Origin of the sequence: Crinalium epipsammum PCC 9333, assembly GCF_000317495.1 — a bacterium.
GTDB lineage: Bacteria > Cyanobacteriota > Cyanobacteriia > Cyanobacteriales > PCC-9333 > Crinalium > Crinalium epipsammum.
Window position 1 is genome coordinate 893,333 of sequence record NC_019753.1, and the last position, 22,536, is coordinate 915,868.

Here is a 22,536-nt window from a genome sequence, read left to right on the forward strand (position 1 = left end):
TTATTATAAAAAATTAAATTAAGTACCGAGAGCTACAGAGTTTAGCTCTTCTGGGGTGAGGTGGGAATGGATTACTTGACCATCACGAAACCAAACAATCCGGCGAGTCATACGCGCTACTTCTGGTTCATGTGTCACCATAATAATGGTAATACCACTATTGTTTAATTCGGTAAAAATTTCCATTACTTCTTGAGTTGTGCGTGAATCTAATGCGCCAGTGGGTTCATCTGCTAACAGTAATACAGGTTTGTTGACAATTGCACGCGCGATCGCAACTCGTTGTTGTTGTCCGCCAGAAAGTTGATTTGGCTTATTATGCAAGCGATTTTCCAAGCCAACGCGGGTTAAAGCAGCCACCGCGCGATCGCGTCTTTCTCCGCTCTTAATCCCAGCATATATCATCGGTAATATCACATTTTCTAGTGCTGTTAGTTGCGGTAATAAGTGGAATTGTTGAAAGACAAATCCTAATTTAAAGTTGCGAATTTTAGCTAACTCATCATCAGCTAATTGAGAAACATCTACACGATCTAAATAATAATGACCAGCAGTAGGTTTATCTAAACAACCGATAATATTCATCGCTGTAGACTTACCCGAACCAGACGCACCCATAATTGAACAATATTCGCCTTGTTCTATTGTTAAACTAACGCTATTAAGGGCGCGAACTTCAAGCTCACCAACACCGTAAACTTTAGCAATATTTTCTAAATTTACAATTACTGGTTTAGTTGGTGCAAAGTAATTTTTGTCAACAACATTGTCGAAATATTTATTATTCATTAGACCTCTTACTATAAGTCAATTAAATTTTCTGCTACATCTGCGTAATCTGCGTTTATCTGCTCACATCTGCGCTCAAAAAATAGTTATTTTAAACTCATAATTGATAATTGTTAATTGTTAATTGTTAATTGTTAAGCGCTTCTCAATGCCACAATTGGATCTAATTTAGCTGCACGTCTAGCAGGAACAACCCCAAAAAATAACCCAATACCACCAGAAACGCTGACAGCAACAATAATTACTACTGGTGAAACTGCCGCTTTTAAAGGAGTTAATAAACTAATCAGAGAGATACTACCAACACCTAATAAAGTACCCGCTATACCACCTACGGCTGAGAGAATAATTGCTTCAATCAAAAACTGAAACAAAATATCTCCTTGCGTTGCACCAATAGCTTTACGCAGTCCAATTTCTTGAGTGCGTTCGGTGACAGAAACTAGCATAATATTCATAACACCAATACCACCGACTAACAAAGATATACCTGCGATCGCAGCTAACATCATTGTTAATGCCCCAGTAACAGTATTAGCTATCTGTAAAGTATCTTTTTGGTTTCTAACCGTGAAATCATCCTCATTAATAATTTTATGACGTAACCTAAGCAAGTTAGTAACCTGAAATTCAGCCGCGCCCAAACTTTCGGCATTTTTAGCAGACACAGAGATAAATGAAATCTCCACCCCATAAGGAGATGTTCTACCAACAATTCGATTAGCCACTGTAGTTAGGGGAATAAAAGCAGTATCATCTTGGTTATTGCCAAAAGAAGAACCTTTCGGCAGCGTTACCCCAATTACTGAAAAGCTAATATTTTTAATTCTAATTCTTTCACCAATAGGATTGCGATCGCCAAAAAGTTTACTAGCAAGATCTGCACCCAAAACAACTACTTGATTACTTTGCTGCAAATCTAACTCTGAAATAAATCTTCCTGTCGCCATATCAAAGCTGCGTACTGTCAGAAATTCTGGAGTAGCACCAATAATTTGAGTATTAGTATTTTTGTTGCTGTAAGTAACTGGTTGTCGGGTTTGAATTTGGGGAGCAACTTCAGAAATAGAAGGAACTAAATTAGCGATCGCTTGTGCATCTGCCAACACCAATGTTTTTGGAATTTCACCCCGATTTCTTTGAGCATCCTGATTACCTGGAATAATAAATAAAACATTAGTCCCAAGTGACTCAAACTGCTCAGTTGCTAACTTCTGAGTTCCTTGTCCTATTCCTACCATTGCAATCACAGAAGCATTGCCAATGATAATACCCAGCATAGTCAGGCTACTGCGTAACTTATTAGCAACTAATGTTGTAGTTGCCATTTTGACACTTTCTAAAATATCCACTTTTTCAATTAAAAATTAACAATTAGCCTCTGCCCCTATCTTATGGTTTTTTCCTCTGAGACTTATAACCTTTAGGTGGATCAATAAAGACGCGATCGCCTTCTTTAATTCCCTCTAAAATTTGTGTTTCGTTTTGAATTGATGCACCTATTGTCACAGGTCGAAACTGTGGTTGATTCTTAGCATCTGGAACCAACACACCCGTCTGCCCTTTTTCCGTGACAATTGCCACTGTTGGCACAAGCATTGCTTGGGGTAGCTGTTTACCCAAAAAAGTGACATTCACATTCATGCCTGATTTAAGCTGCTGAGTGCCTGTTTGCAGGGCGATCCGCACCTCAAAAGAAGTAACGTTTTGTTCCAGTACAGCTTCAGGTGAAACTAAGCGTACAAGTCCTTTAAAAATCTGATCTGGATAAGCATCAGCAATAATTTCTACCCTTTGTTGAGGTTGAATTTGTCCAATATCAACTTCTGGGACTTTCGCCCTAATTTCTAGGTCTTTCGCGATCGCCACAATTGAAGTAGAAGTAGCAGAAGCAGTACTAGAAGCCGACGTTGTAGGTGTCACAAACGCCCCTTCCGTTGCATACTTCTGCGTCACAGTACCAGCAAAAGGAGCGCGAATAATGGTATCTTGCAACCTTGATTGAGCCTCTAAAAATTGCGCTCTCGCACCATCAACGGCTGCCCTGAGTTGTGCTACGTCCTCTTTTCTCTGACCGTTTTGTGCTTGCTGTAAAGCTGCGCGTGCTTGTGCTACATCAGCAGCACGTTGGGCAATTTCCTCATAACGAGTACCTTTTTGGAGTTGCCTTAACGCCTGCTGTGCTTCTGTAACTGCTGCTTCCTTCTGGCGAATTTCTTGCAGCGTCGAGTTCTTTACTTGATCCAAGCGTCTTTGTGCTTCTGCGGTATTAGCTTGAGCAGTGGTGTATTCTGCTTCTACCTCATCAAGTTTATCTTGAGCGATCGCACCTTGTTGTCTTAAATTTTGATATCGTTTCAGCCGTTGTTTCGCCAAATTAGTTCGCGATGAAGCCGCCACAACTTGAGCTTCCCCCTGTTCAATTTGTCTGGGACGATTAGATCTTGATTGTGCCAAACTTGCACTAGCTTGTGACAGACGCGCACTAGCTTGAGCAACTTCTTCAGGACGGCTACCATTTTGAGCCTGTGCCAAAATAGCTTGCGCTTGTGCTAAACGCGCACTAGCTTGGGCAACTTCTTCAGGGCGACTTGTTTGCGCTCCTGCAAAACGTGCTTCAGCTTGCTGTAAATTAGCCCTAGATTGCAACAATTGAGCTTGAAGCTCTGAATTTTCCATCCGGGCGATTTCTTGCCCTTGTTGCACTCTGTCACCTTGCTCAACAAACAACTTTGCCAAACGACCAGACGTTTTTGGGCTAAGGTTGACACTCTGAAACGGTATCACCGTACCACTAGCTGTAATCCGAACCGTAATCGTTGCTGATTTGACCGCAACTGTTAGTTGATTTATGTCAATTTTTGGCGACGACCGATTAATTAGTATATAAGTGCCTATAGAAGCAACTATCACGATAGCTGCTATGACACCAAATGCCCAGGCTAACGGTCTTTTTACTTTACCAACTAGGGGAACTTCCATGCACTGCTTTTAAAAGGTGTTTTTGTCCTTCTTCCCCGCTAACATTCATATAATGGGGTGTTCCTGATGGTTCAGATAAAAGCTAAAAAATTAGGATAAATTTTGATCACACCTCATCAAGGCATCATTTCCTACGTTAACTCAACTTGCCCACTTACTTAGTAGCTTTTGCCTGCAATGCTGCTTAATTAATTAGTTTAAAATTCCTAGCTGTTACCCGAATAAGCTGAATTAATGCAAATTATCTTAGTGTTCCTAACGTGGTTATGAATGTTGGTTTAGAAAATATAGTTAATAATTTGCGGGCGACACTAGGAAAAATGGAGGTCGCGCTTGGCGCTATTGATGAAGCGATCGCCTGGACTGATGAAGATGGCAAGATTCAATGGTCTAACAAAACCTTTGATAGCTTAGTAAATCGAAACCGCTTCCAAATTTTAGGAGCAAAACTCTATGAGTTATTGCCCTTAAGCAAAGAGGGTGAAAATATCCCTATAGCAGTACATCCAGTAAATATTGCCCTCCAAGGCAAGCTTAAGGGTACAAGTACTTACGAATTTCGCCAAGAATCTCAATTATTAATTTTGGAGATATCTTGGGCAAGCCTTAAATTGCTAGAACAAGGAACAAGCGCCGTCCTAGTGATTCGAGACATCACTGCTCGTCAGCAGTTTGAAGAGGAGTTACGCCTACATCGCGAACACTTGGAACAACTCGTAGAAGAAAGAACAACCTTTTTGAGCGAGGTGAATAAGCAACTACAAGAAGAAGTCATTCAGCGTCGGCAAGTAGAAAATGATTTACAACAATCTGAGCAACGGTTTCGGCAACTAGCCGAACATATCCACGAAGTTTTTTGGTTATCAGATCCGCACAAATCTGAAATTATTTATATTAGCCCTGCTTACGAAGAAATCTGGGGGCGTAGCTGTCAGAGTTTATATGAACAACCCAAATCTTTTGTTGATGCTATTCATGTAGACGATCAACAGCAGGTGATTAATAGCTTTGCCAAACAAAAACTGGGCGATCGCACTGAAGTAATATATCGAATTATCAAGCCCGATAATTCCATTCGCTGGATCAGAGACCGGAGTTTTCCTATTTTAAATGAACTGGGGCAAGTTTACCGTGTAGCTGGCATTGCCGAAGATATTACCGAAGCCAAGCGGGTAGAAGAAGAAATCAATAAAACCTTGCAACGAGAAAAAGAATTAAATGAGCTTAAATCAAACTTCATTTCCATGACTTCCCATGAGTTCCGCACTCCTCTTTCCACAGTGCTATTATCTGCTGAAATGTTGGAACATTACGCAGATAAATTATCTCCAGACAAAAAACAAAAGCTGTATCAGCAAATTGGTATTGGAATTGGCAGAATGGTTCAGTTACTTGATGATGTTCTTTCGATCAACAAAGCTGATGCTGGTAAGGTAGTGTTTAATCCAGTGTCCCTCAATTTAGAAGATTTCTGCCAAGAATTACTAGCAGAGATGCAGCTTACGGCTGGCAATAAACACACGATTGTTTTTGCGATGTCTGGAGATTGCAGTAAGGCTATGATGGATGAAGCACTGCTGCGACACATCCTCTGCAATCTATTCTCGAATGCGATTAAATATTCTCCACAAGGAGGGCAAATTAATTTTCAACTCAGTTGCCATAATTTTGAGGCAACCTTCATTATCCAAGATTCCGGTATTGGTATTCCTGTAGAAGATCAAAAACGCTTGTTTGAGTCATTCCATCGGGCTAAAAACGTTGGTAATATCCAGGGTACAGGCTTGGGCTTATCAATTGTCAAACGCATGGTAGATTTACACCAAGGTACAATTACAGTTGAGAGTGAAGAAGGTGTTGGAACAAAATTTATAGTTACTGTTCCCTTAAATGCCAATTTCTAAATTTATTGCGGGTTTGCAGTTGCCACAGACTTGGGGTAATCTTAACTTTGCATTCAATATCTGAAAAATCTCTTTACTTGGGATAACCCTCGGTTTCTAAAAAAATACTAAGATATGATTAAATATGGTCAATTTTACTCAAAAAAGACTATCGTAAGTTTTACTACCATTAAAAATTGCCAAGTCAAACAACTAAGCTTAAATTGAACAGTAATGCTCTAAGATCTGAAACCTGCTTAGTTTTTGGGCAAGTTTTTTGCCACGATCAAATGAATATTGCGTTAACTTATTAACTGAAGATTCCTTTCTTATGATGATTTTGAGGGTACACCGTGCCTAAACGTATTTATTTATTGTCTCTGTTTATTCTTCTTGGTTTAGGGAGCATTCCACAGCCAGTGCTGGCGCAGGCTTTGCTGCCTTATAGTTTGCAACTCGACGCTAAAGAGCTAGAGCAGCAAGGCTTGAACTTGGCACAGGACGCAGTTCAGTTAACTCGCTTCCAGCAATATGAACTAGCTATCCAGAGAGTAAACTTAGCAACTCAACTGGCTCCAAAAAGCTATCAACCCTGGTTCCTACTAGGTAGTTTGTACATCCAATCTCAGAAATTCGACCAAGCAATTGAAGCTCTTCAAAAAGCTCGTAGCTTGGCACCTAAAGAAGCTGGAATTTTGTTTAGTTTAGGTTCAGCTAAGTTTCAAAAAGGAGATTATACATCATCTATTGCAGATTTGCAAGCAGGTTTAAAAATTAAGCCAGATGCAACAGAGGCGCTATTTGACTTAGGTAACGCTTACTACAAACTGAATCGTTTTCCAGAGGCGATCGCACAATATCAAAAAGCAATTAAAAAAGAAGCAAAATTTTGGCCTGGAATTAACAACATTGGTTTAGTTAAGTATGAAACAGGCGATACTACTGGTGCAATCCAACAATGGCGGCAGGCAGTAGCCATTGATAGTAAAGCGGCAGAACCCTTACTAGCAATGGCAGTAGCTTTGTATGCCAAAGGCGACAAAGAACAAGCTCTGACATTGGGAGAAACCGCGATTAAGCTAGATAGTCGTTATGCTGATTTGAAATTTCTCAAAGAAAATCTGTGGGGCGATCGCTTAATCAACGAAACTCAAAAATTCCTGCAAGTTCCTAGAATACAAGCGACTATTGCCCAAAGCCAAGAGCAACAACCACAATCACAAGAATCGGAACAGTGATAGGGCAGAGGGACAGAGGAGCAGAGGAGGTAAGAAGGAAGAAATTTTTTTGCCCCATTGTCAATATCTCGTTTTTCCCTTTTCCAAACTTTACCCAAGAAATTTATTTGAAAATATTGCCAAGTTAACAAGTATTTAAGTTGCATATTTTCAGGTTGGTGGACAAGTCCTCTCTCCCTCTGCTCCTCTGCTCCTCTGCTCCCCTGCCCCTCTGCCTCCTCTGCAAACACTGTTAGCCAAGGAAACATCCATCAAAAGTAGATCAGCTTTCTCAGACTGGGCAAGCTGTATCAGTTCTGCAACATCTTCAGTATGCTTTACTTCCAAACCGCCCCGCTTGAGCAAAATTTTGGCAAAAATGCGGGCATTAATTGGATCATTTTCTACAAGTAGAACCGTTTTAACTTGTGATAGAGATTTTATATATCAGTGGAATATAATAAGCGTCCGGTTCCATCTTATTGTGGACAGTAGTACAAACGAACCTTGGTCAGACGAGGCTTAATTTCCGATCAATACAGGTAAATAGGAAACAGAACTCATGGCAAAACAACTGAACCTGCTAGCAGGCGGTCAGATTATCCCCACACCACTGCATACAGAGATGCAACGGTCTTATCTTGAATATGCCATGAGTGTGATTGTTGGGAGAGCTTTACCTGATGTCCGCGATGGCTTAAAACCAGTGCATCGGCGCATTATATATGCAATGCACGAACTCGGTTTAACTCCAGATCGACCTTACCGGAAATGCGCCCGTGTAGTCGGGGATGTATTAGGTAAATATCATCCTCACGGCGATCAGGCAGTTTATGATGCCTTAGTGCGGATGGTGCAAGACTTCTCTAGCCGTTATCCACTGCTTGCTGGTCATGGCAACTTTGGTTCAGTAGATAACGACCCAGCCGCAGCTATGCGTTACACTGAAACGCGCCTTTCCCCAATTAGCCATGAAGGGTTACTGAGTGAAATTGGTGAAGCAACGGTTGATTTTATTGGAAACTTCGATAACTCCCAACAAGAACCAACTGTATTACCAGCACAATTGCCAATATTATTACTCAACGGTTCTTCGGGTATCGCTGTTGGTATGGCAACCAATATTCCCCCACATAATTTGGGTGAAGTGGTAGATGGTTTAGTTGCTTTAATTGATAAACCCGATCTCCCCGATCAGAAGTTATGGGAAATAATTCCAGGTCCAGATTTTCCCACAGGTGGAGAAATTCTGGGACTTGAAGGAATTAGAGAAGCTTACACAACTGGACGTGGTAGTATCCCGTTGCGGGGAGTTGCTAACATTGAGGATGGTGAATCAGAATCTAGCTCTGCTACTGCTACTAAATCGAAAAGATCGCGTCAGCGACGGATACCCATCGTGGTGACAGAGTTACCTTTCCAGGTAAATAAGGCAGCTTGGATTGAAAAGGTAGCAGAACTGGTAAATCATGGCAAAATCGAGGGAATTGCCGATCTCAGGGACGAAAGCGATCGCGAAGGAATGCGCGTAGTAATAGAAATTAAACGCGATACTAATCCCCATAAAGTTCTAGACCAACTTTATAAGCAAACAGCACTACAAAGTAACTTTGGAGCGATTTTACTAGCATTAGTAGATGGGCAACCTCGCCAGTTAACTCTGCGCCAAATGTTGGAGGAGTTTCTCAATTTCCGCGAACAAACCCTGACGAAGCAATATAACTATGAATTAGAACAAGCTCAAAGGCGTGTACATTTAGTAGAAGGATTGCTAACGGCATTAAGTCAGTTAGATGACATAATTGATTTACTCAGAAAGGCTCCTGATGGTAGTACTGCAAAAGTTACCTTACAAAGCCAGTTTAATTTTAGTGATGCTCAAACAGACGCAATTTTATCAATGCCGATGCGCCGTTTGACGGGTTTAGAAAGGAAAAACTTACAAAGCGAGTTTGACGAGTTAAGTAAAAGAATCGAATTGTTAAATCGGTTATTGAGCGATCGCCAAGAGTTATTAAAAAATCTTAAAAAAGATTTAAGAGCAATAAAACGTAAATATACCGATCCTCGCCGCACTAAAATAATTGTTAATAATCAAAAAACTCCAGTTAGCACAGCAAAAACTCAGCAGGCAGAAGTTAGCAGCGATTTAGCCCCCAAACGCCGCAAGTCATCTGCTACTACTAAAACCTCAAAAATTGATGAATCGTCTGCACAACTAGAAATTATTAATACTGAACCTCCAGAAACAGAAGTTGTTTTGGAATTTACCCAAAAGGGGTATGTGCGACGACTACCTAAAAATGGTGGTAAATCTGCTGGTTCAAAAGCTAGTAATGATTTTGTAATTAATACTAATATAATTGGGTCACAAGCAGAGCTAGTAGTATTAACGAGTAGTGGTAAAGCTTACCCCGTAAAAGTGCGCGACATTCCCCCAACATCGAGTAATTCACGGGGAACACCACTAATTACCTTGCTACCCGCAGCATCAGAAAATATAGTAAAACACTTTTTCCTTTCAGATGCACCAAAAGACGCTAACTTAGTTTTAGTGACTCAGAAAGGGCAAATTAAGCGTCTACAAGCTTCTGAACTAACTAATTTAACTAATCGTGGTTTAACACTAATCAAACTAAAGGAAGATGATAAATTATCTTTTGTTAACTTCACCAAAGAGCGTCAACAGGTAGTATTAGCAACTTCTGGTGGTAGACTACTGCGATTTTTAGTGAACGATCAACAATTGCCTGTAATGGGACGCACAGCGCAAGGCTTACAAGCATTACGTCTTGGTCGGGCAGAACATTTAGTTAGTGCTATGAGTGTCAGTATAAATGATAACTTGTTGCTAGTTTCCCAACTCGGATATGGTAAACGTTTACCGATAAACGCTTTAAGATTAGCAAATCGTGCAGATATTGGGACTCAATCGTTTCAGTTTACCAGCAAGCAGGATGCTATAGCTGGAGTAATAATAGTGCAGCCAGCATCGGAAGTGGTATTAGTAACCAGTACACAGCGTTATTTGCGATTGAATGCCGATCAAGTACCGTTATTGGGTAAAGATGGCACAGGCGATCGCATTATTCAACTAAATTCAGATGAAAAAATAATTTCTTTAGCAATTAGCAATGACCAGTAAACAGTTAACAATATATTGGAAACTATGACCATTGATAATTGATAATTGATAATTGTTAATTGTCAACGTGGACTTTCCAAATGCCAAAAGCTACTAATCTAGCTGGTAAGTCACGCAGAATCGGTATCCGTAGAAAAGCTGGTAGCTGAAAAGACGGATCTGAATTGAGAACACGAGCAAATATGCGCTGTTGGGCTACAGACTGAAACGCCTGAATAACGCGCGTCGGTATTTCTCTATGTCGCTGTACAGCAGCTAAGTGAGTAACTTTAACTGTGCCAGTTTTTAAATCATTGCTCAAAATATTTGCAGCTACAACTGCATCCTGAATAGCATAGTTAATCCCTACGCCACCAACTGGCGACATCACATGGGCAGCATCACCAATTAATAATAGTCCAGGGCGATACCAACGAGTAAGACGATTAGACTCTACTGAGAGAAAAGCAACTTGTGACCAATCTTGCAGTTGTTCTACCCTGTCGCTCAACTCTGGCACAACTTCCACAAGTGATTGGCGTAGCGTCTCTAAACCAGCAGTCCGTAACTGTTGATAACGACCTTTGGGGATAACATAGGCAATCTGCCATTGTTCAGAACGGTCAAGTAAAACTACGATATGACCTTTACCAAACCGACCACTCAAACCTTCAGCTTCCTCTGCTTTGCGAGGCAAGCGAAACCATAGCACATCCATTGGTGGTGATGTTTCAATTGGTACAAAGCCAGCTAGTTGACGTAAGCGAGAGTGACGACCATCTGCACCAACGGTAAGAACTGCCCTGACTTCATGCCAACCACCATGTCCACGATATCGCACACCCTTAATGATTCCATCTTCCTCAATTATTTCCTGTACATTTGCCCCTGTGATTAATTCAAAGTTGGGATAACGTTTTGCTTCGTCGGTGATGAAGTTGAGAAATTTAACTTGGGGTGTCACCATGATGTATGGATACCGAGTTTTTAGGCGGCTGAAATCAGCTACTGTAACTGAGTCATTTTCTGTAGTGATAGTCAGTTGATGCAGCTTGGAATGGGGCAACTCTAAGAGTCTATCGGCTAATCCTAGTTCCTCCATAATCTCCATGACTGAGGGATGAATTGTGTCACCCCGAAAGTCGCGCTCAAAGTCTTTGTGGGCTTCCAGTAGCATGACTGGGATGCCTTGACGTGCCAAAATAAGCGCGAGAACAGCACCAGCAGGACCTCCACCTACAATGCAGCAATTTGTTTGCTGTACATCCAAAATTTCATGGGCGGTTGCTGGTGTGTCAGCTTGTTTTACGGTTGTAGTACTATCCATGATCGGGAAATATTTAAAGCTTAGTTACTACCAAAATGGCACAAGCGATCGCCTTATTTGAGATGGGCAGGCTCGATTTTTAAGAGCGCTGTAGATTGTTGCCAATTCAAGTGAATTGTTACGATATATAAAGAAAAACTTTTATAATCAAGGCAACTTTTAATAATGCTGGCTGAAAAGCGGATCGAAACAACACAAACTGATCAGTTTCTAGCTGGTGGAAATGACCCTGCTCGTTTTGACTGCAAGGAAGCTTGGTATCCTGTCTTCTACATTGAGGATCTCGACAAATCAAAACCGAGTAAGTTCACACTACTAGGTCAGGATTTAGTAATTTGGTGGGACAAACAAGGAAATAGTTGGCGGGCGTTGGCAGATCAATGTCCTCATCGACTAGCACCGCTTTCAGAAGGCAGAATTGCTGAGGATGGGTTGCTGGAATGCCCTTATCACGGTTGGGCGTTTACTGGAGAGGGTAAGTGCGATCGCATCCCTCAACAGCAAGCAGAAAACAAAGCCCACGCATCCCAACGAGCTTGTGTAGCCTCATTCCCTACAGTCACACGCCAAGGATTGTTGTTTATTTATCCAGGTGAACCGGAAAACGCTTTTAATGTCAAAGTTCCGATTATTGAACCGATAGAGGAGTCCCCTGATGGGTGGATTTGCCTTAACACTTTTCGGGATTTACCCTACGATGCCCTGACTTTATTAGAAAATGTTCTTGATGCTAGTCACGTTCCCTTTACTCATCACCGTTCCGTTGGTAATCGAACTAATGCTGCTCCGGTAGAATTGGAAGTTGTGGCATCCGACAAACAAGGTTTTAAAGGTATTTGGGAAGAAGGTCCCCGTAAAGGTACGCTGGGAAAACAATTTACCACTTTTATTGCCCCAGCTTTAATGTGGCATGACTTGACCTCGAAACAATTTGGCAGAACTTTAACTGTTGTTTACGCAACTCCTATTCGCAAGGGAGAATGTCGCATATTTGCGCGATTTCCATTTAAGTTTTCCTCAAAATTGCCTGGTTTATTCCTGAAACTTACGCCGCGCTGGTACTCCCATCTTGGACAGAATAACGTTTTGGAAGATGATCAGATCTTCCTGCACTACCAAGAGCGTTATCTAGCAGCTAAGGGTGGCGGTGCTAACTTCGCTAAAGCATTTTATTTGCCGACTCGTGCGGATACTTTTGTAACCGCGTTGCGTAAGTGGGTAAACGAGTACCAAGCCGATCCATTTCCAGAGGAAACCTTCTCGCCACCTCTATCTACAGAGGTTTTACTTGACCGCTACCACTCCCACACAATTAAATGCGCTAGTTGCAGTCAGGCACTTAGGAATATTAAACGAATCAGGTGGGGGATAGGGGTTAGCGGTGCGATCGCACTAACTATGCTACCTTTGTTTAACTCGGCTTTTGGGCAACCGACGATGCTCGTTACAATTGCCTCGGTGATTATTCCCTTAATAGCTGGCTCTGCATGGCTATGGCTGGGACATTTAGAGGGGCGATTTGAGCGGGGGCGGGAAGTCCCACCTCGAAATCTGCCAGATAATCAGAAGTAGTTAATGTAGAGACGTACCATAGTACGTCTCTACTCTTAGGTGATAGCAGAACTGTCTGCACCACCCAAGCTAAAATAATCTCCTATAAGCCAACCAAATACTAAACCTGTTGCATAAGTCAAATTTTAGATAATTAACCACAGATGGAACACAGATAAACACGAGATTTACACAGATGGTATATCTGAATTTTTGCAAGAAGCCTACGATATTTGTTTTTTAAATAAGGTACAAGAATCTACAGTGGCACAGGTTGTAATCGAAAACGTATATAAAAGCTTTTCATCTCGCAAAGATGAGCAGGTTGTTACTCCAGTAGCAGAACCTTTAACACCTACAGATGAAGCGCCACTAATTGCAGTAGATACTTCACCTCCGGCATCGGGTACAAAGGTTTTGCGGAGAATTAACCTGGCGATCGCAGATGGTGAATTTATGGTCTTGGTTGGTCCTTCTGGTTGCGGTAAAAGCACGTTGCTGCGAGTAATTGCAGGACTGGAGGATTTAACGGGAGGCAATATTTGGGTGGGCGATCGCTTAATTAATGATTTACCACCCAAGGAAAGAGACATCGCTATGGTGTTTCAAAATTACGCCTTATATCCCCACATGACAGTGTATGACAACATTGCCTTTGGTCTGCGACGTATGGGTAGGGGAGAAGAGGAGCAAGCAAGCCGGACAGAAGAAGGTAAGAAATCTTTACCTTTGTGGGCAGAGAATTTGTTAGTAGAAACAACGCGATCGCTTCCTAAAGGGCTGCGTTACACGACTCCAAGGGAAAAATCTATTCAGCAGCAAGTGCGTCATGTTGCCCAACTATTGCAAATTGAAACATTTTTAAACCGACTGCCAAAACAATTATCTGGGGGACAACGACAGCGAGTGGCGCTGGGACGCGCGATCGCACGTAACCCGCAAGTATTTTTAATGGATGAACCTTTATCTAACTTAGATGCCAAACTTCGCGCCGAAACTCGCGCTCAAATTGTCAAACTGCAACGGCAACTAGGTACAACGACTATTTATGTTACCCACGACCAAACCGAAGCAATGACAATGGGCGATCGCATCGCTGTGATGAATGCTGGACAAATTCAGCAAATTGCTACACCTCTAGAACTCTACAACCGCCCTGCTAACCGCTTCGTTGCGGAATTTATTGGCTCACCACCAATGAATTTTATTCCCGTTCAATTTAAAGCACCTTTAGTAATTACTCATTCCCAATTCCGCTTCACCCTGCCAGAAATTTGGGAGCCAATATTGCAAAAATATGATGGAAAATCCTTGCTATTAGGCATTCGACCAGAACACCTCAGCATTGGTGTTCCTGCTACTAAAAATCTCTTTGTGCAAGTTGAATTAGTAGAAGCTTTGGGCAACGAAACATATTTAGCTGTTCGCTTAACTGATGTTAAAACTGCATCTAACCTACAGGTAAGAATTCCACCAGATCGCCCTGTCAGGCTGGGTGAAGAACTTTGGTTATCATTAACACCAGATAAAATTCATTTGTTTGATATAGATACTGGTCTAGCAATACGACCTTAAACAATTACTCCCTTCCCATTAAAAGATTACCGATTATATTCTTCTTCTTTCTTGGCGTTCTTTGCGTCTTGGCGGTTTTTAAAATAGGTATTCGCCATAGCGGGAAGGGAGTAACAATTATCAATTATTAATATAACAATGACTAATTAACAATAACCCATGACAAATCAATCAAAATTCATGTTTGCTAATTTTCTGCCTGCGTTAGTTGAGCAGCTTACAGAACCTACTTCCATTGCTCTGGCACAAGGTATTCAACGTGAAGCGATCGCCACTTCCTTAAGCCTCACACCAATTCCCACTACCTATGTACGTCAGGGTAGTGGCGGAACGCCTATCGTCTTACTACACGGCTTTGATAGCTCTCTGTTTGAGTTCCGTCGCCTCTTACCTTTGCTGGCTAACCACAATGAAACTTGGGCATTAGATTTACTCGGTTTTGGATTTACCGAAAGACTCGCAGGTATTCCATTTAGCCCTACAGCTATCAAGACCCATCTCTATTATTTCTGGAAAACCTTAATTCAGCAGCCTGTAATTTTAGTAGGTGCTTCGATGGGAGGTGCAGCAGCAATTGATTTTACCCTAGCTTATCCAGAGGCAGTTCAAAAGCTAGTATTGATTGATAGCGCAGGTTTTAAAGGAGGTTCAGCTTTAAGTAAATTTTTATTTCCACCTCTAGGACACTTAGCTACTTCATTTTTACGCAGCCCTAAAGTTAGAAAAAAAGTCAGTGAAACTGCTTATCACGATCAAAGCTTTGTTTCCTTAGACGCACAGATTTGTGCAGCACTCCACTTAGAGATGTCTAATTGGAACCAAGCTTTAATTGCTTTTACTAAAAGTGGTGGTTATAGCTCTTTTGCTAACAAGTTAGCACACATTTCACAAGATACAATGATTTTGTGGGGAGAACGCGATCGCATCTTAGGTATTGCCGATGCCTATAAGTTTCAGCAAGCTATATCCAATTCTCAATTAATTTGGATTAAAGATTGTGGTCATGTTCCTCATTTAGAAAAACCACAGATTACTGCCGAACATCTTAAGCAATTTGCTAAGTAGGTGGGCGTTATGAACATTAATTACAAGAAGTCTATTAATTTTTTACAGGCTCTATGTGCTGATTCAAACGTTCCTCTAATTGATCTAATAATGTATAAACATCAGTTGCAGCTTGCTCATAACAAGTAGGTGGTGCAATTTCTGGCTCAAAGTTAATTAGCTTAATTTGATCCTCGCCAATTCCAATCATTAGAACTTCTTTTTCAGGATTATGTGCATCTACTAATCCTAAAATTTCTTGAAGTTTGTTTTCAACGTTATTATTAAGTGCCTCTATTGCTGATTTTGGGCAATATACAAAGTGTGGTGTGGGTTTTAAGTTAATACCAATAGTTCCTTGAGTATCTTGATTTTCTAACCACAATCCCCAAGACAGTGCAGCCAATTCTTGTTTGTTTTCTTTAACAAATAAATCTAACTGGCGTTTCCAGCGATTATCTCCAGTTTCCGGTGGTGTGCTACCAAACATCTTTTTCAATTATCAATTATCAATTATCAGTGGGCGGGTATTCTGGCATAACTCATTGTCAAGGTTGATTTTGACCTAGAAGTAGGGCGGGTTTAATTTATATTTTTGTGGGATGCTTAGATCTAGGTGAACCCGCCCCTACAATAATATTTATCTGTTTATTTTATACCTGACTGGACACGCCACAGACTAGCATAAAGCTTATTTTGCTCTAATAGTTCTTCGTGTCGTCCAGATTCTACCAGTTTTCCTTGCTCCATGACATAGATACAATCAGCATTGCGGATGGTAGATAAACGGTGCGCGATCGCAATTGTTGTTCGATTAATTGTAATATGTTCGAGCGATCGCTGTATTGCTGCTTCTGTCTCATTATCCACTGCGGATGTCGCTTCATCTAAAATCAAAATCGGTGGATTTTTCAAAACCGCCCGCGCAATGGCAATTCTTTGTCGTTGTCCTCCTGATAATTTCTGCCCTCGTTCGCCTACAATCGTGTCATAGCCGTTAGGTAAATTGATAATAAATTCGTGGGCTTCAGCTACTTTTGCGGCTGCGATCGCTTCAGGTAATGTAGCATCCGGAGTACCATAGATAATATTTTCGATTACTGTGCCATGAAATAAAAACACATCCTGACTAACTAAACCAATCGCACGGCGTAAATCTTGTAATCGCAAATCCTGAATATTCACACCATCAACTGTAATAGTTCCCTGCTCTATTTCGTACAATCTTAGTAATAGTTTTACAAGCGTACTCTTACCAGAACCAGTAGAACCAACAATTGCAATAGTTTTACCCGCAGGAATATACAGTGAGAGATTTTTGATAACTGTATCTCTACCTTTGTAGGCAAAGGTAACATTATTTAATTCCACCTCGCCACGTACTGAAGGTAGTGATAAATGTCCTGAGTGGATAGTAATTGGAGTATCTAATAAATTAAATACCCGATTTGTAGATGCCATTGCACGTTGATACTGATCCAAAGTATCACCCAATCGCGTCAAGGGCCAAAGTAACCGTTGGGTGAGAAAGACTAATACGCTGTAAGTACCTACAGACATTCTCCCTGCAACTGCATCCATTCCACCTAGTAGCAAAGTTGCTGTGAACCCGAATAAAATGATGATGCGAATTAAGGGGACAAATGCAGCACTAAGTGCGATCGCTCTTCTGTTACTGTGTCTATAAGCTTCACTATCTAATCTAATCCGGTCTTGCTCATAAAATTCAGTAGTAAAACTTTTAATCGTCGTAATGCCACTTAAATTATTGTTAAAACGACTATTAAGTAAACTTACTTTTTCCCGTACTTCGGCATAATAAGGCGCAAGGCGTTTTTGGAATGCAATCGAACCCCATAAAATAAAAGGCATCGGTAGCATCGCCCACCAAGCGACACCAGGAGCCAAAATAAAGAATGCACCACCAATTACTATTACTGTGGTAGATACTTGAATTACTTCATTTGCGCCAATATCTAAAAAGCGTTCTAATTGGTTGATATCGTCGCTCAGAATCGACATCAAACCGCCTGTACTGCGTTCCTCAAAGTAAGCTAATTCTAACTCTTGCAGGTGGGAGTAAGCATCTAAGCGTAAATTATGCTGAATATTTTGTGCTAAATTGCGCCAAAGTCTAGCATAAGCATATTCAAATACTGATTCTAGACCCCATATTATCAAGCTGAGGAAAGAAAGAATGAGGAATTGCTGAAAAACATCCTTAACACCTAATTGAGCAATTAGGGAGTCTTGTTTTTTGACAACTACATCCACCGCCGCACCAATTAAAGCTGGTGGTGCAAGGTCAAAAATTTTGTTTAGGGTTGAGCAAGCGATCGCTTGATATATTTGTACACGATAACCGCGTCCATAGTCAATTAAACGCTGCAACGGATACACTGATTCATTTTGTTGCGGTTTCGAGAACCTACCAGGCATAGATTGCTAAATTGTGACAACATTTTCTTAGGGTAACGCCAATTTGTTCAAATAAGGAGTGATATTAAGTAAGTAGGCACTTTAGTTAAATTACGGGTTCTGGATACAGTGTCTTCTGAAACTCATAACTCTAGTCGAAATCTAATTATAAATTATGATCGCAAATTTTATTGTTAGCGGATTTAGTTTAATTTTAGGGGTATTTGTATTAGTTTCTTATCTACTCAGTAAACAAATAAAACAAAGTAAAAATGCCGAAGATAAATTTAAAGATTTACAGGCAATTTTAGATAGTGCTAATTACATAATTATTTCTACTGCTGTAGACGGAACTATTCTGACTTTTAATGCAGGTGCAGAAAAAATGTTGGGATATTCTGCTGTAGAAGTAGTGGGTAAAACGACTCCAGCAATTATTCATGATATTAATGAAGTAATTCTGAGGGCGCAAGAACTTTCTCAAGAATTAGCAATTGGTATTGAGCCTAGTATTGAAGTATTGGTGGCTAAAGCTAGGCGAGGTGAAATCGAAGAACGAGAATGGTCTTACATTCGTAAAGATGGGTCACGCTTTCCCGTGTTGTTATCAGTAACAGCATTGCGGAATGATCAAGGAAAGGTCACAGGTTTTGTATTGATTGGTAATGATATTAGCCAACGCAAACAAACTGAAGAAGCTTTATATAAAGAACGAAACTTTTTAAAGGTTTTACTCGACAATTTACAAGTTGGAATTGTGGCTTGCAACGCTGAAGGAAATTTAACTTTATTTAATAGAACTACAATTGAGTTGTACGGTTTACCACAAGAACCGCTTGCTCCTGAGAAGTGGTCAGAATACTACGATTTATATTTGTCTGATGGCAAAACATTAATGACGGTAGAAGAGCTTCCCCTATTTCGGGCTTTACAAGGAGAACAAATTAAAAATAATGAAATAATTACTCTTCCTAAAAATGGTATACCACGTACTTTATTAGTAAGTGGACAAGCAATTTTTGATCGTAAAGGTGAAAAACTTGGTGCGGTTGTTACTTTGTTAGATATTAGTGAGCGTAAACAAGCTGAGGATAAATTAAGAGAGAGCGAGGAACGCTTTCGTCAATCATTTAACAATGCAGCAATTGGAAAAGCTTTAGCATCTTTGGAGGGACGCTGGCTGCAAGTTAATCAGGCTTTCTGTAAAATTGTTGGCTATTCGGAAGCAGAGTTATTACAAATAAATTTACAGGATATTACTCATCCCTATGATTTACAAAGAGATTTAAATTATGCCCGAAAAGTGATAAAGGGCGAAATCCCAACTTATCAGATGGAAAAGCGTTATTTGCATAAAGAAGGTCAGAGTGTTTGGGTTTTATTAAATGTTTCATTAGTGCGCGATCGCCATAATCATCCTTTATATTTTATCGGAGAAATACAAGATATTACTGAGCGCAAGCAAGCAGAATTTGTCTTAGAACAAGCGAAAATCGCCGCCGAATCAGCCACTCGTGCTAAAAGTGAATTTTTGGCTAATATGAGCCATGAAATTCGCACTCCCCTGAATGCAGTAATTGGTATGACTACGTTGTTATTAGATACACACCTTGATCCACAACAGCAAAATTTTACGGAAACAATTCGGAGTAGTGGTGAGGCGTTACTAACATTAGTCAATGATATTTTAGATTTTTCTAAAATAGAATCAGGAAAACTAGATTTAGATCAATATCCGTTTAATTTGCGTGCTTGTATTGAAGAATCTTTAGACTTAATAGCTAGTAAAGCTGGAGAAAAAAAATTAGAATTAGCTTATTTAATTTATCCTCCCACACCAAAAACAATTGTGGGTGATCATAATCGCTTGCGTCAAATCCTTGTAAATATATTGAGTAATGCTGTTAAATTTACGCCAGCAGGTGAAGTTGTTGTCACAGTCACAACTAAAATTTTAAGCAAACTATCAGAAGTTGATAACTTCCCACAAAAATACGAAATTCAATTTGCTATTAAGGATACAGGAATCGGTATTCCTAACGATCGCATAGAAAAATTATTTCAATCATTTAGTCAAGTAGATTCTTCAACAACTCGCCATTATGGAGGTACAGGATTAGGATTAGCAATTAGCAAACAGTTAGTAGAATTAATGGACGGTCAAATTTGGGTAGAAAGTGAGGTTGATCGTGGTTCAACTTTTAATTTCACTTTAATCGTGGAATCTACTCAAGACCAAGCCGATATTCATAATACCAAAGAGATTCATCCCTTAAGTGGTAAACGAATTTTAATTGTTGATAATAATATTACTAATCAACAAGTTTTGATTTTACAAATGCAATGTTGGAAAATTATTACCCGCGCGGCTACTTCGGTTCAGGAAGCTTTAAGTTTGTTGCAAGCAGAACAATTCGATTTAGCTATTTTAGATAGACAGATGCCAGAAATGGATGGGGTAATGTTGACATCAGCGATTCGCCAGTTACCTAGCTGTCAAAACTTGCCTTTAGTAATGCTAAATTCTCTGGGCAATGATCAAATAACAGAGCAAAATTCAGAAGCTGATTTTGCAGGTTTTTTGAATAAACCAGTTAAACAATCTCAACTCTATAATCTTTTAGTTGCTATTTTTACGGGGCAATCAATTAAACTTACTTCATACCATCCTAATCAAGCTAAATTCGATCCGCATTTAGCTACACGAATACCTTTACGAATTTTGGTAGCAGAAGATTTTGTAGTTAATCAAAAAATGATTCTGTTAATGTTAGAGCGAATGGGATATCGTGCTGATATTGCGAATAATGGTTTTGAAGTGTTAGAAGCTTTGCACCGTCAGCCCTATGATTTGGTATTGATGGATGTGCAGATGCCGGAAATGGACGGACTAGAAGCTACTCGTAGCATCCGTCAAAATACCACATCTTGCCCGCAACCGCGAATTATTGCTATCACTGCTAATGCTATGCAGGGAGATAAAGAAGCTTGTCTGGAAGCGGGAATGGATGATTATTTAAGTAAACCAGTGCGGGTAGAAGAATTGGTTGCTGCCTTAAATAAATGTCTGGCAATTGAGGTAAAAAGCGTTATACCTAGAGAAGAGACAACTATTGCCAAGAGCACGTCATCAGTAATTGATCCCAAAATTTTACAATCAGTCCTAAATTTGGCTGCTGGTGATACAGCGTTTATGACGCAGGTAGTAGATACTTATTTAGATGAGTCGGATAAACTGTTATCTTCAATGAGTGAAGCAATTGTTAATCAAGATTTAGAAACATTAAAAGCCGCCGCGCACAAGCTAAAATCTGGGAGTGCTTGTTTAGGTGCGATCGCTTTATCTAATTTGTGTAAACAGTTAGAAATTATTAGTGCTGAAAGAAATATTACACAAGCTCAAGAAAAATTGCCACAAATTCAAGCTGAATATCAAAAGGTTAAGATAGCTTTGCCACTAGAATACCAACGAGGTTAATTAATGACTTCTACTCAACTTGTCGGCTTTTTTGCGACGTGATTGTAAACTAAAATTACTAAATTTCAGAGGCTAAATGTGCATTTATTAATTCCAGCCGCAGGAATGGGGCGTAGGATGGGGAGCGATCGCAATAAACTCCTGCTAACATTACTCGGTAAACCTTTGCTTGCTTGGACGCTGATTGCTGCTGAAGCATCCCCCGACATAAACTGGATTGGAATTATATGTCAACCTTCAGATTGGGAAGATATCAAAGATATCCTGGCACAAGTATCACTGACTAAACCTGTGGAACTGATTAACGGAGGCGAAACCCGCCAAGAGTCGGTTTACAATGGATTGCAAGCACTACCAGATGATGCTGAACGAGTATTAATCCATGATGGTGCTAGGTGTTTGGCGACACCAGATTTATTTAATCGCTGTGGGGAAGCTTTGCTGAGTTGTGATGGTTTGATTGCAGCTATCTCCGTCAAAGATACTATTAAAGTAGTTGAGCGTGGCATAATTCAAAGTACACCTGATCGTAGTCAACTTTGGGCAGCACAAACGCCTCAAGGATTTCATGTTCCGTTGCTGAAACAATGCCACGATCAAGGTCGTCAGTTAGGGTGGGAAGTGACAGATGATGCTGCATTATTTGAAAAATGCGGTTTTCCGGTGCGGATTGTGGAGGGTGAGGAGACGAATCTGAAGGTGACAACTCCAGTAGATTTAGCGATCGCAGAGTTTATTCTCCGTCAGCGTTTACAATAGAATGATAATTCATTCGGTTTCATTAACTTGTGGGGTTTAAGTCCGCATACGCGGACTTTTTTATTTTTACGCCTGTTTCAATAACTAAAAATACGCTCTTAGCTACTGCACACCAACAAAACCAAAAAGTTTGGCGAACCCGCCCAAAATAGCGACAATCAACCCAATTAAAACGCCACGACTGATAAATTCTTGATTGTCTATCCGCTTGCTAAGTCCGTCTACCTTTTCCTCTAATTTGGCTACACCTACCTTTATGTCTGTGATATCCTTGCTGAGAAAATCTATCTTAGTATCGAGTTTATCTAGGCGTTGGTCAATTTTATTTAAAATTTCCTTGATGTCTGATTCAATAGTTACTGACATTTCGCGCCTCCAATAATCTCAAC

General features: G+C 40.3%; 15 protein-coding genes and 1 pseudogene. 8 read left to right on the forward strand and 8 right to left on the reverse strand.

The window, feature by feature from the left end; all coding sequences use genetic code 11:
• Positions 1–18: 18 nt before the first annotated feature.
• From CRI9333_RS03820 to CRI9333_RS03830, 3 genes are all read right to left on the reverse strand, one after another.
• A complete protein-coding gene (locus CRI9333_RS03820; protein ID WP_015201839.1) occupies positions 19–789 on the reverse strand; it encodes an ABC transporter ATP-binding protein in 771 nt (256 codons plus the stop codon).
• Positions 790–923: 134 nt separating this feature from the next.
• On the reverse strand, positions 924–2,141 hold the full coding sequence (locus CRI9333_RS03825) for an ABC transporter permease (RefSeq protein ID WP_015201840.1): 1,218 nt from the start codon (positions 2,139–2,141) through the stop codon (positions 924–926).
• 40 nt (positions 2,142–2,181) lie between these two features.
• Positions 2,182–3,771, reverse strand: coding sequence for an efflux RND transporter periplasmic adaptor subunit (locus CRI9333_RS03830; protein ID WP_015201841.1), 1,590 nt, complete (start codon positions 3,769–3,771; stop codon positions 2,182–2,184).
• A gap of 266 nt (positions 3,772–4,037) precedes the next feature.
• Here CRI9333_RS03830 and CRI9333_RS03835 point away from each other — a divergent pair, with 266 nt between their 5' ends.
• Both CRI9333_RS03835 and CRI9333_RS03840 read left to right on the forward strand, forming a co-directional pair.
• Positions 4,038–5,675: a sensor histidine kinase gene (locus CRI9333_RS03835; RefSeq protein ID WP_015201842.1), complete on the forward strand. Its 1,638-nt coding sequence runs from the start codon at positions 4,038–4,040 to the stop codon at positions 5,673–5,675.
• 332 nt (positions 5,676–6,007) lie between these two features.
• Complete coding sequence (locus tag CRI9333_RS03840) at positions 6,008–6,892, forward strand: tetratricopeptide repeat protein (RefSeq protein ID WP_015201843.1); 885 nt, start codon at positions 6,008–6,010, stop codon at positions 6,890–6,892.
• 216 nt (positions 6,893–7,108) lie between these two features.
• Here CRI9333_RS03840 and CRI9333_RS03845 read toward each other — a convergent pair.
• Positions 7,109–7,315: pseudogene (locus CRI9333_RS03845) on the reverse strand (response regulator); the annotation flags it as partial.
• A gap of 118 nt (positions 7,316–7,433) precedes the next feature.
• Between CRI9333_RS03845 and CRI9333_RS03850 the strand changes: the two are divergent.
• Positions 7,434–10,016 carry a DNA gyrase/topoisomerase IV subunit A gene (locus CRI9333_RS03850; protein WP_015201844.1) on the forward strand — a complete coding sequence of 861 codons (2,583 nt, stop codon included), beginning with the start codon at positions 7,434–7,436 and terminating at the stop codon, positions 10,014–10,016.
• Between the two features lie 55 nt (positions 10,017–10,071).
• Here CRI9333_RS03850 and CRI9333_RS03855 read toward each other — a convergent pair whose 3' ends face one another.
• Positions 10,072–11,322, reverse strand: a complete 1,251-nt coding sequence (locus CRI9333_RS03855; protein WP_015201845.1) for an FAD-dependent oxidoreductase — start codon at positions 11,320–11,322, stop codon at positions 10,072–10,074.
• Between the two features lie 165 nt (positions 11,323–11,487).
• Between CRI9333_RS03855 and CRI9333_RS03860 the strand changes: the two genes are divergently transcribed.
• From CRI9333_RS03860 to CRI9333_RS03870, 3 genes are all read left to right on the forward strand, one after another.
• Positions 11,488–12,894, forward strand: coding sequence for an aromatic ring-hydroxylating dioxygenase subunit alpha (locus tag CRI9333_RS03860; protein ID WP_015201846.1), 1,407 nt, complete (start codon positions 11,488–11,490; stop codon positions 12,892–12,894).
• Positions 12,895–13,137: 243 nt separating this feature from the next.
• Positions 13,138–14,448: an ABC transporter ATP-binding protein gene (locus CRI9333_RS03865; RefSeq protein WP_041226319.1), complete on the forward strand. Its 1,311-nt coding sequence runs from the start codon at positions 13,138–13,140 to the stop codon at positions 14,446–14,448.
• A gap of 180 nt (positions 14,449–14,628) precedes the next feature.
• Positions 14,629–15,513 carry an alpha/beta fold hydrolase gene (locus CRI9333_RS03870; protein ID WP_041225930.1) on the forward strand — a complete coding sequence of 295 codons (885 nt, stop codon included), beginning with the start codon at positions 14,629–14,631 and terminating at the stop codon, positions 15,511–15,513.
• A gap of 34 nt (positions 15,514–15,547) precedes the next feature.
• Here CRI9333_RS03870 and ccmS read toward each other — a convergent pair whose 3' ends face one another.
• Entirely contained in the window at positions 15,548–15,982 is a 435-nt protein-coding gene (gene ccmS, locus CRI9333_RS03875; protein ID WP_015201849.1) for a beta-carboxysome assembly chaperone CcmS, read from the reverse strand.
• A 158-nt stretch (positions 15,983–16,140) separates the two neighbouring features.
• On the reverse strand, positions 16,141–17,931 hold the full coding sequence (locus tag CRI9333_RS03880) for an ABC transporter ATP-binding protein (RefSeq protein WP_015201850.1): 1,791 nt from the start codon (positions 17,929–17,931) through the stop codon (positions 16,141–16,143).
• 154 nt (positions 17,932–18,085) lie between these two features.
• Here CRI9333_RS03880 and CRI9333_RS24700 point away from each other — a divergent pair, with 154 nt between their 5' ends.
• Both CRI9333_RS24700 and ispD read left to right on the forward strand, forming a co-directional pair.
• On the forward strand, positions 18,086–21,388 hold the full coding sequence (locus CRI9333_RS24700; protein ID WP_015201851.1) for a PAS domain-containing hybrid sensor histidine kinase/response regulator: 3,303 nt from the start codon (positions 18,086–18,088) through the stop codon (positions 21,386–21,388).
• A 78-nt stretch (positions 21,389–21,466) separates the two neighbouring features.
• On the forward strand, positions 21,467–22,147 hold the full coding sequence (gene ispD / locus CRI9333_RS03890; RefSeq protein ID WP_015201852.1) for a 2-C-methyl-D-erythritol 4-phosphate cytidylyltransferase: 681 nt from the start codon (positions 21,467–21,469) through the stop codon (positions 22,145–22,147).
• Between the two features lie 102 nt (positions 22,148–22,249).
• Here ispD and CRI9333_RS03895 read toward each other — a convergent pair whose 3' ends face one another.
• The gene (locus CRI9333_RS03895) at positions 22,250–22,513 is read right to left on the reverse strand and encodes a hypothetical protein (RefSeq protein WP_015201853.1); all 264 of its coding nucleotides are present in this window, start codon (positions 22,511–22,513) and stop codon (positions 22,250–22,252) included.
• Positions 22,514–22,536 lie beyond the last annotated feature (23 nt).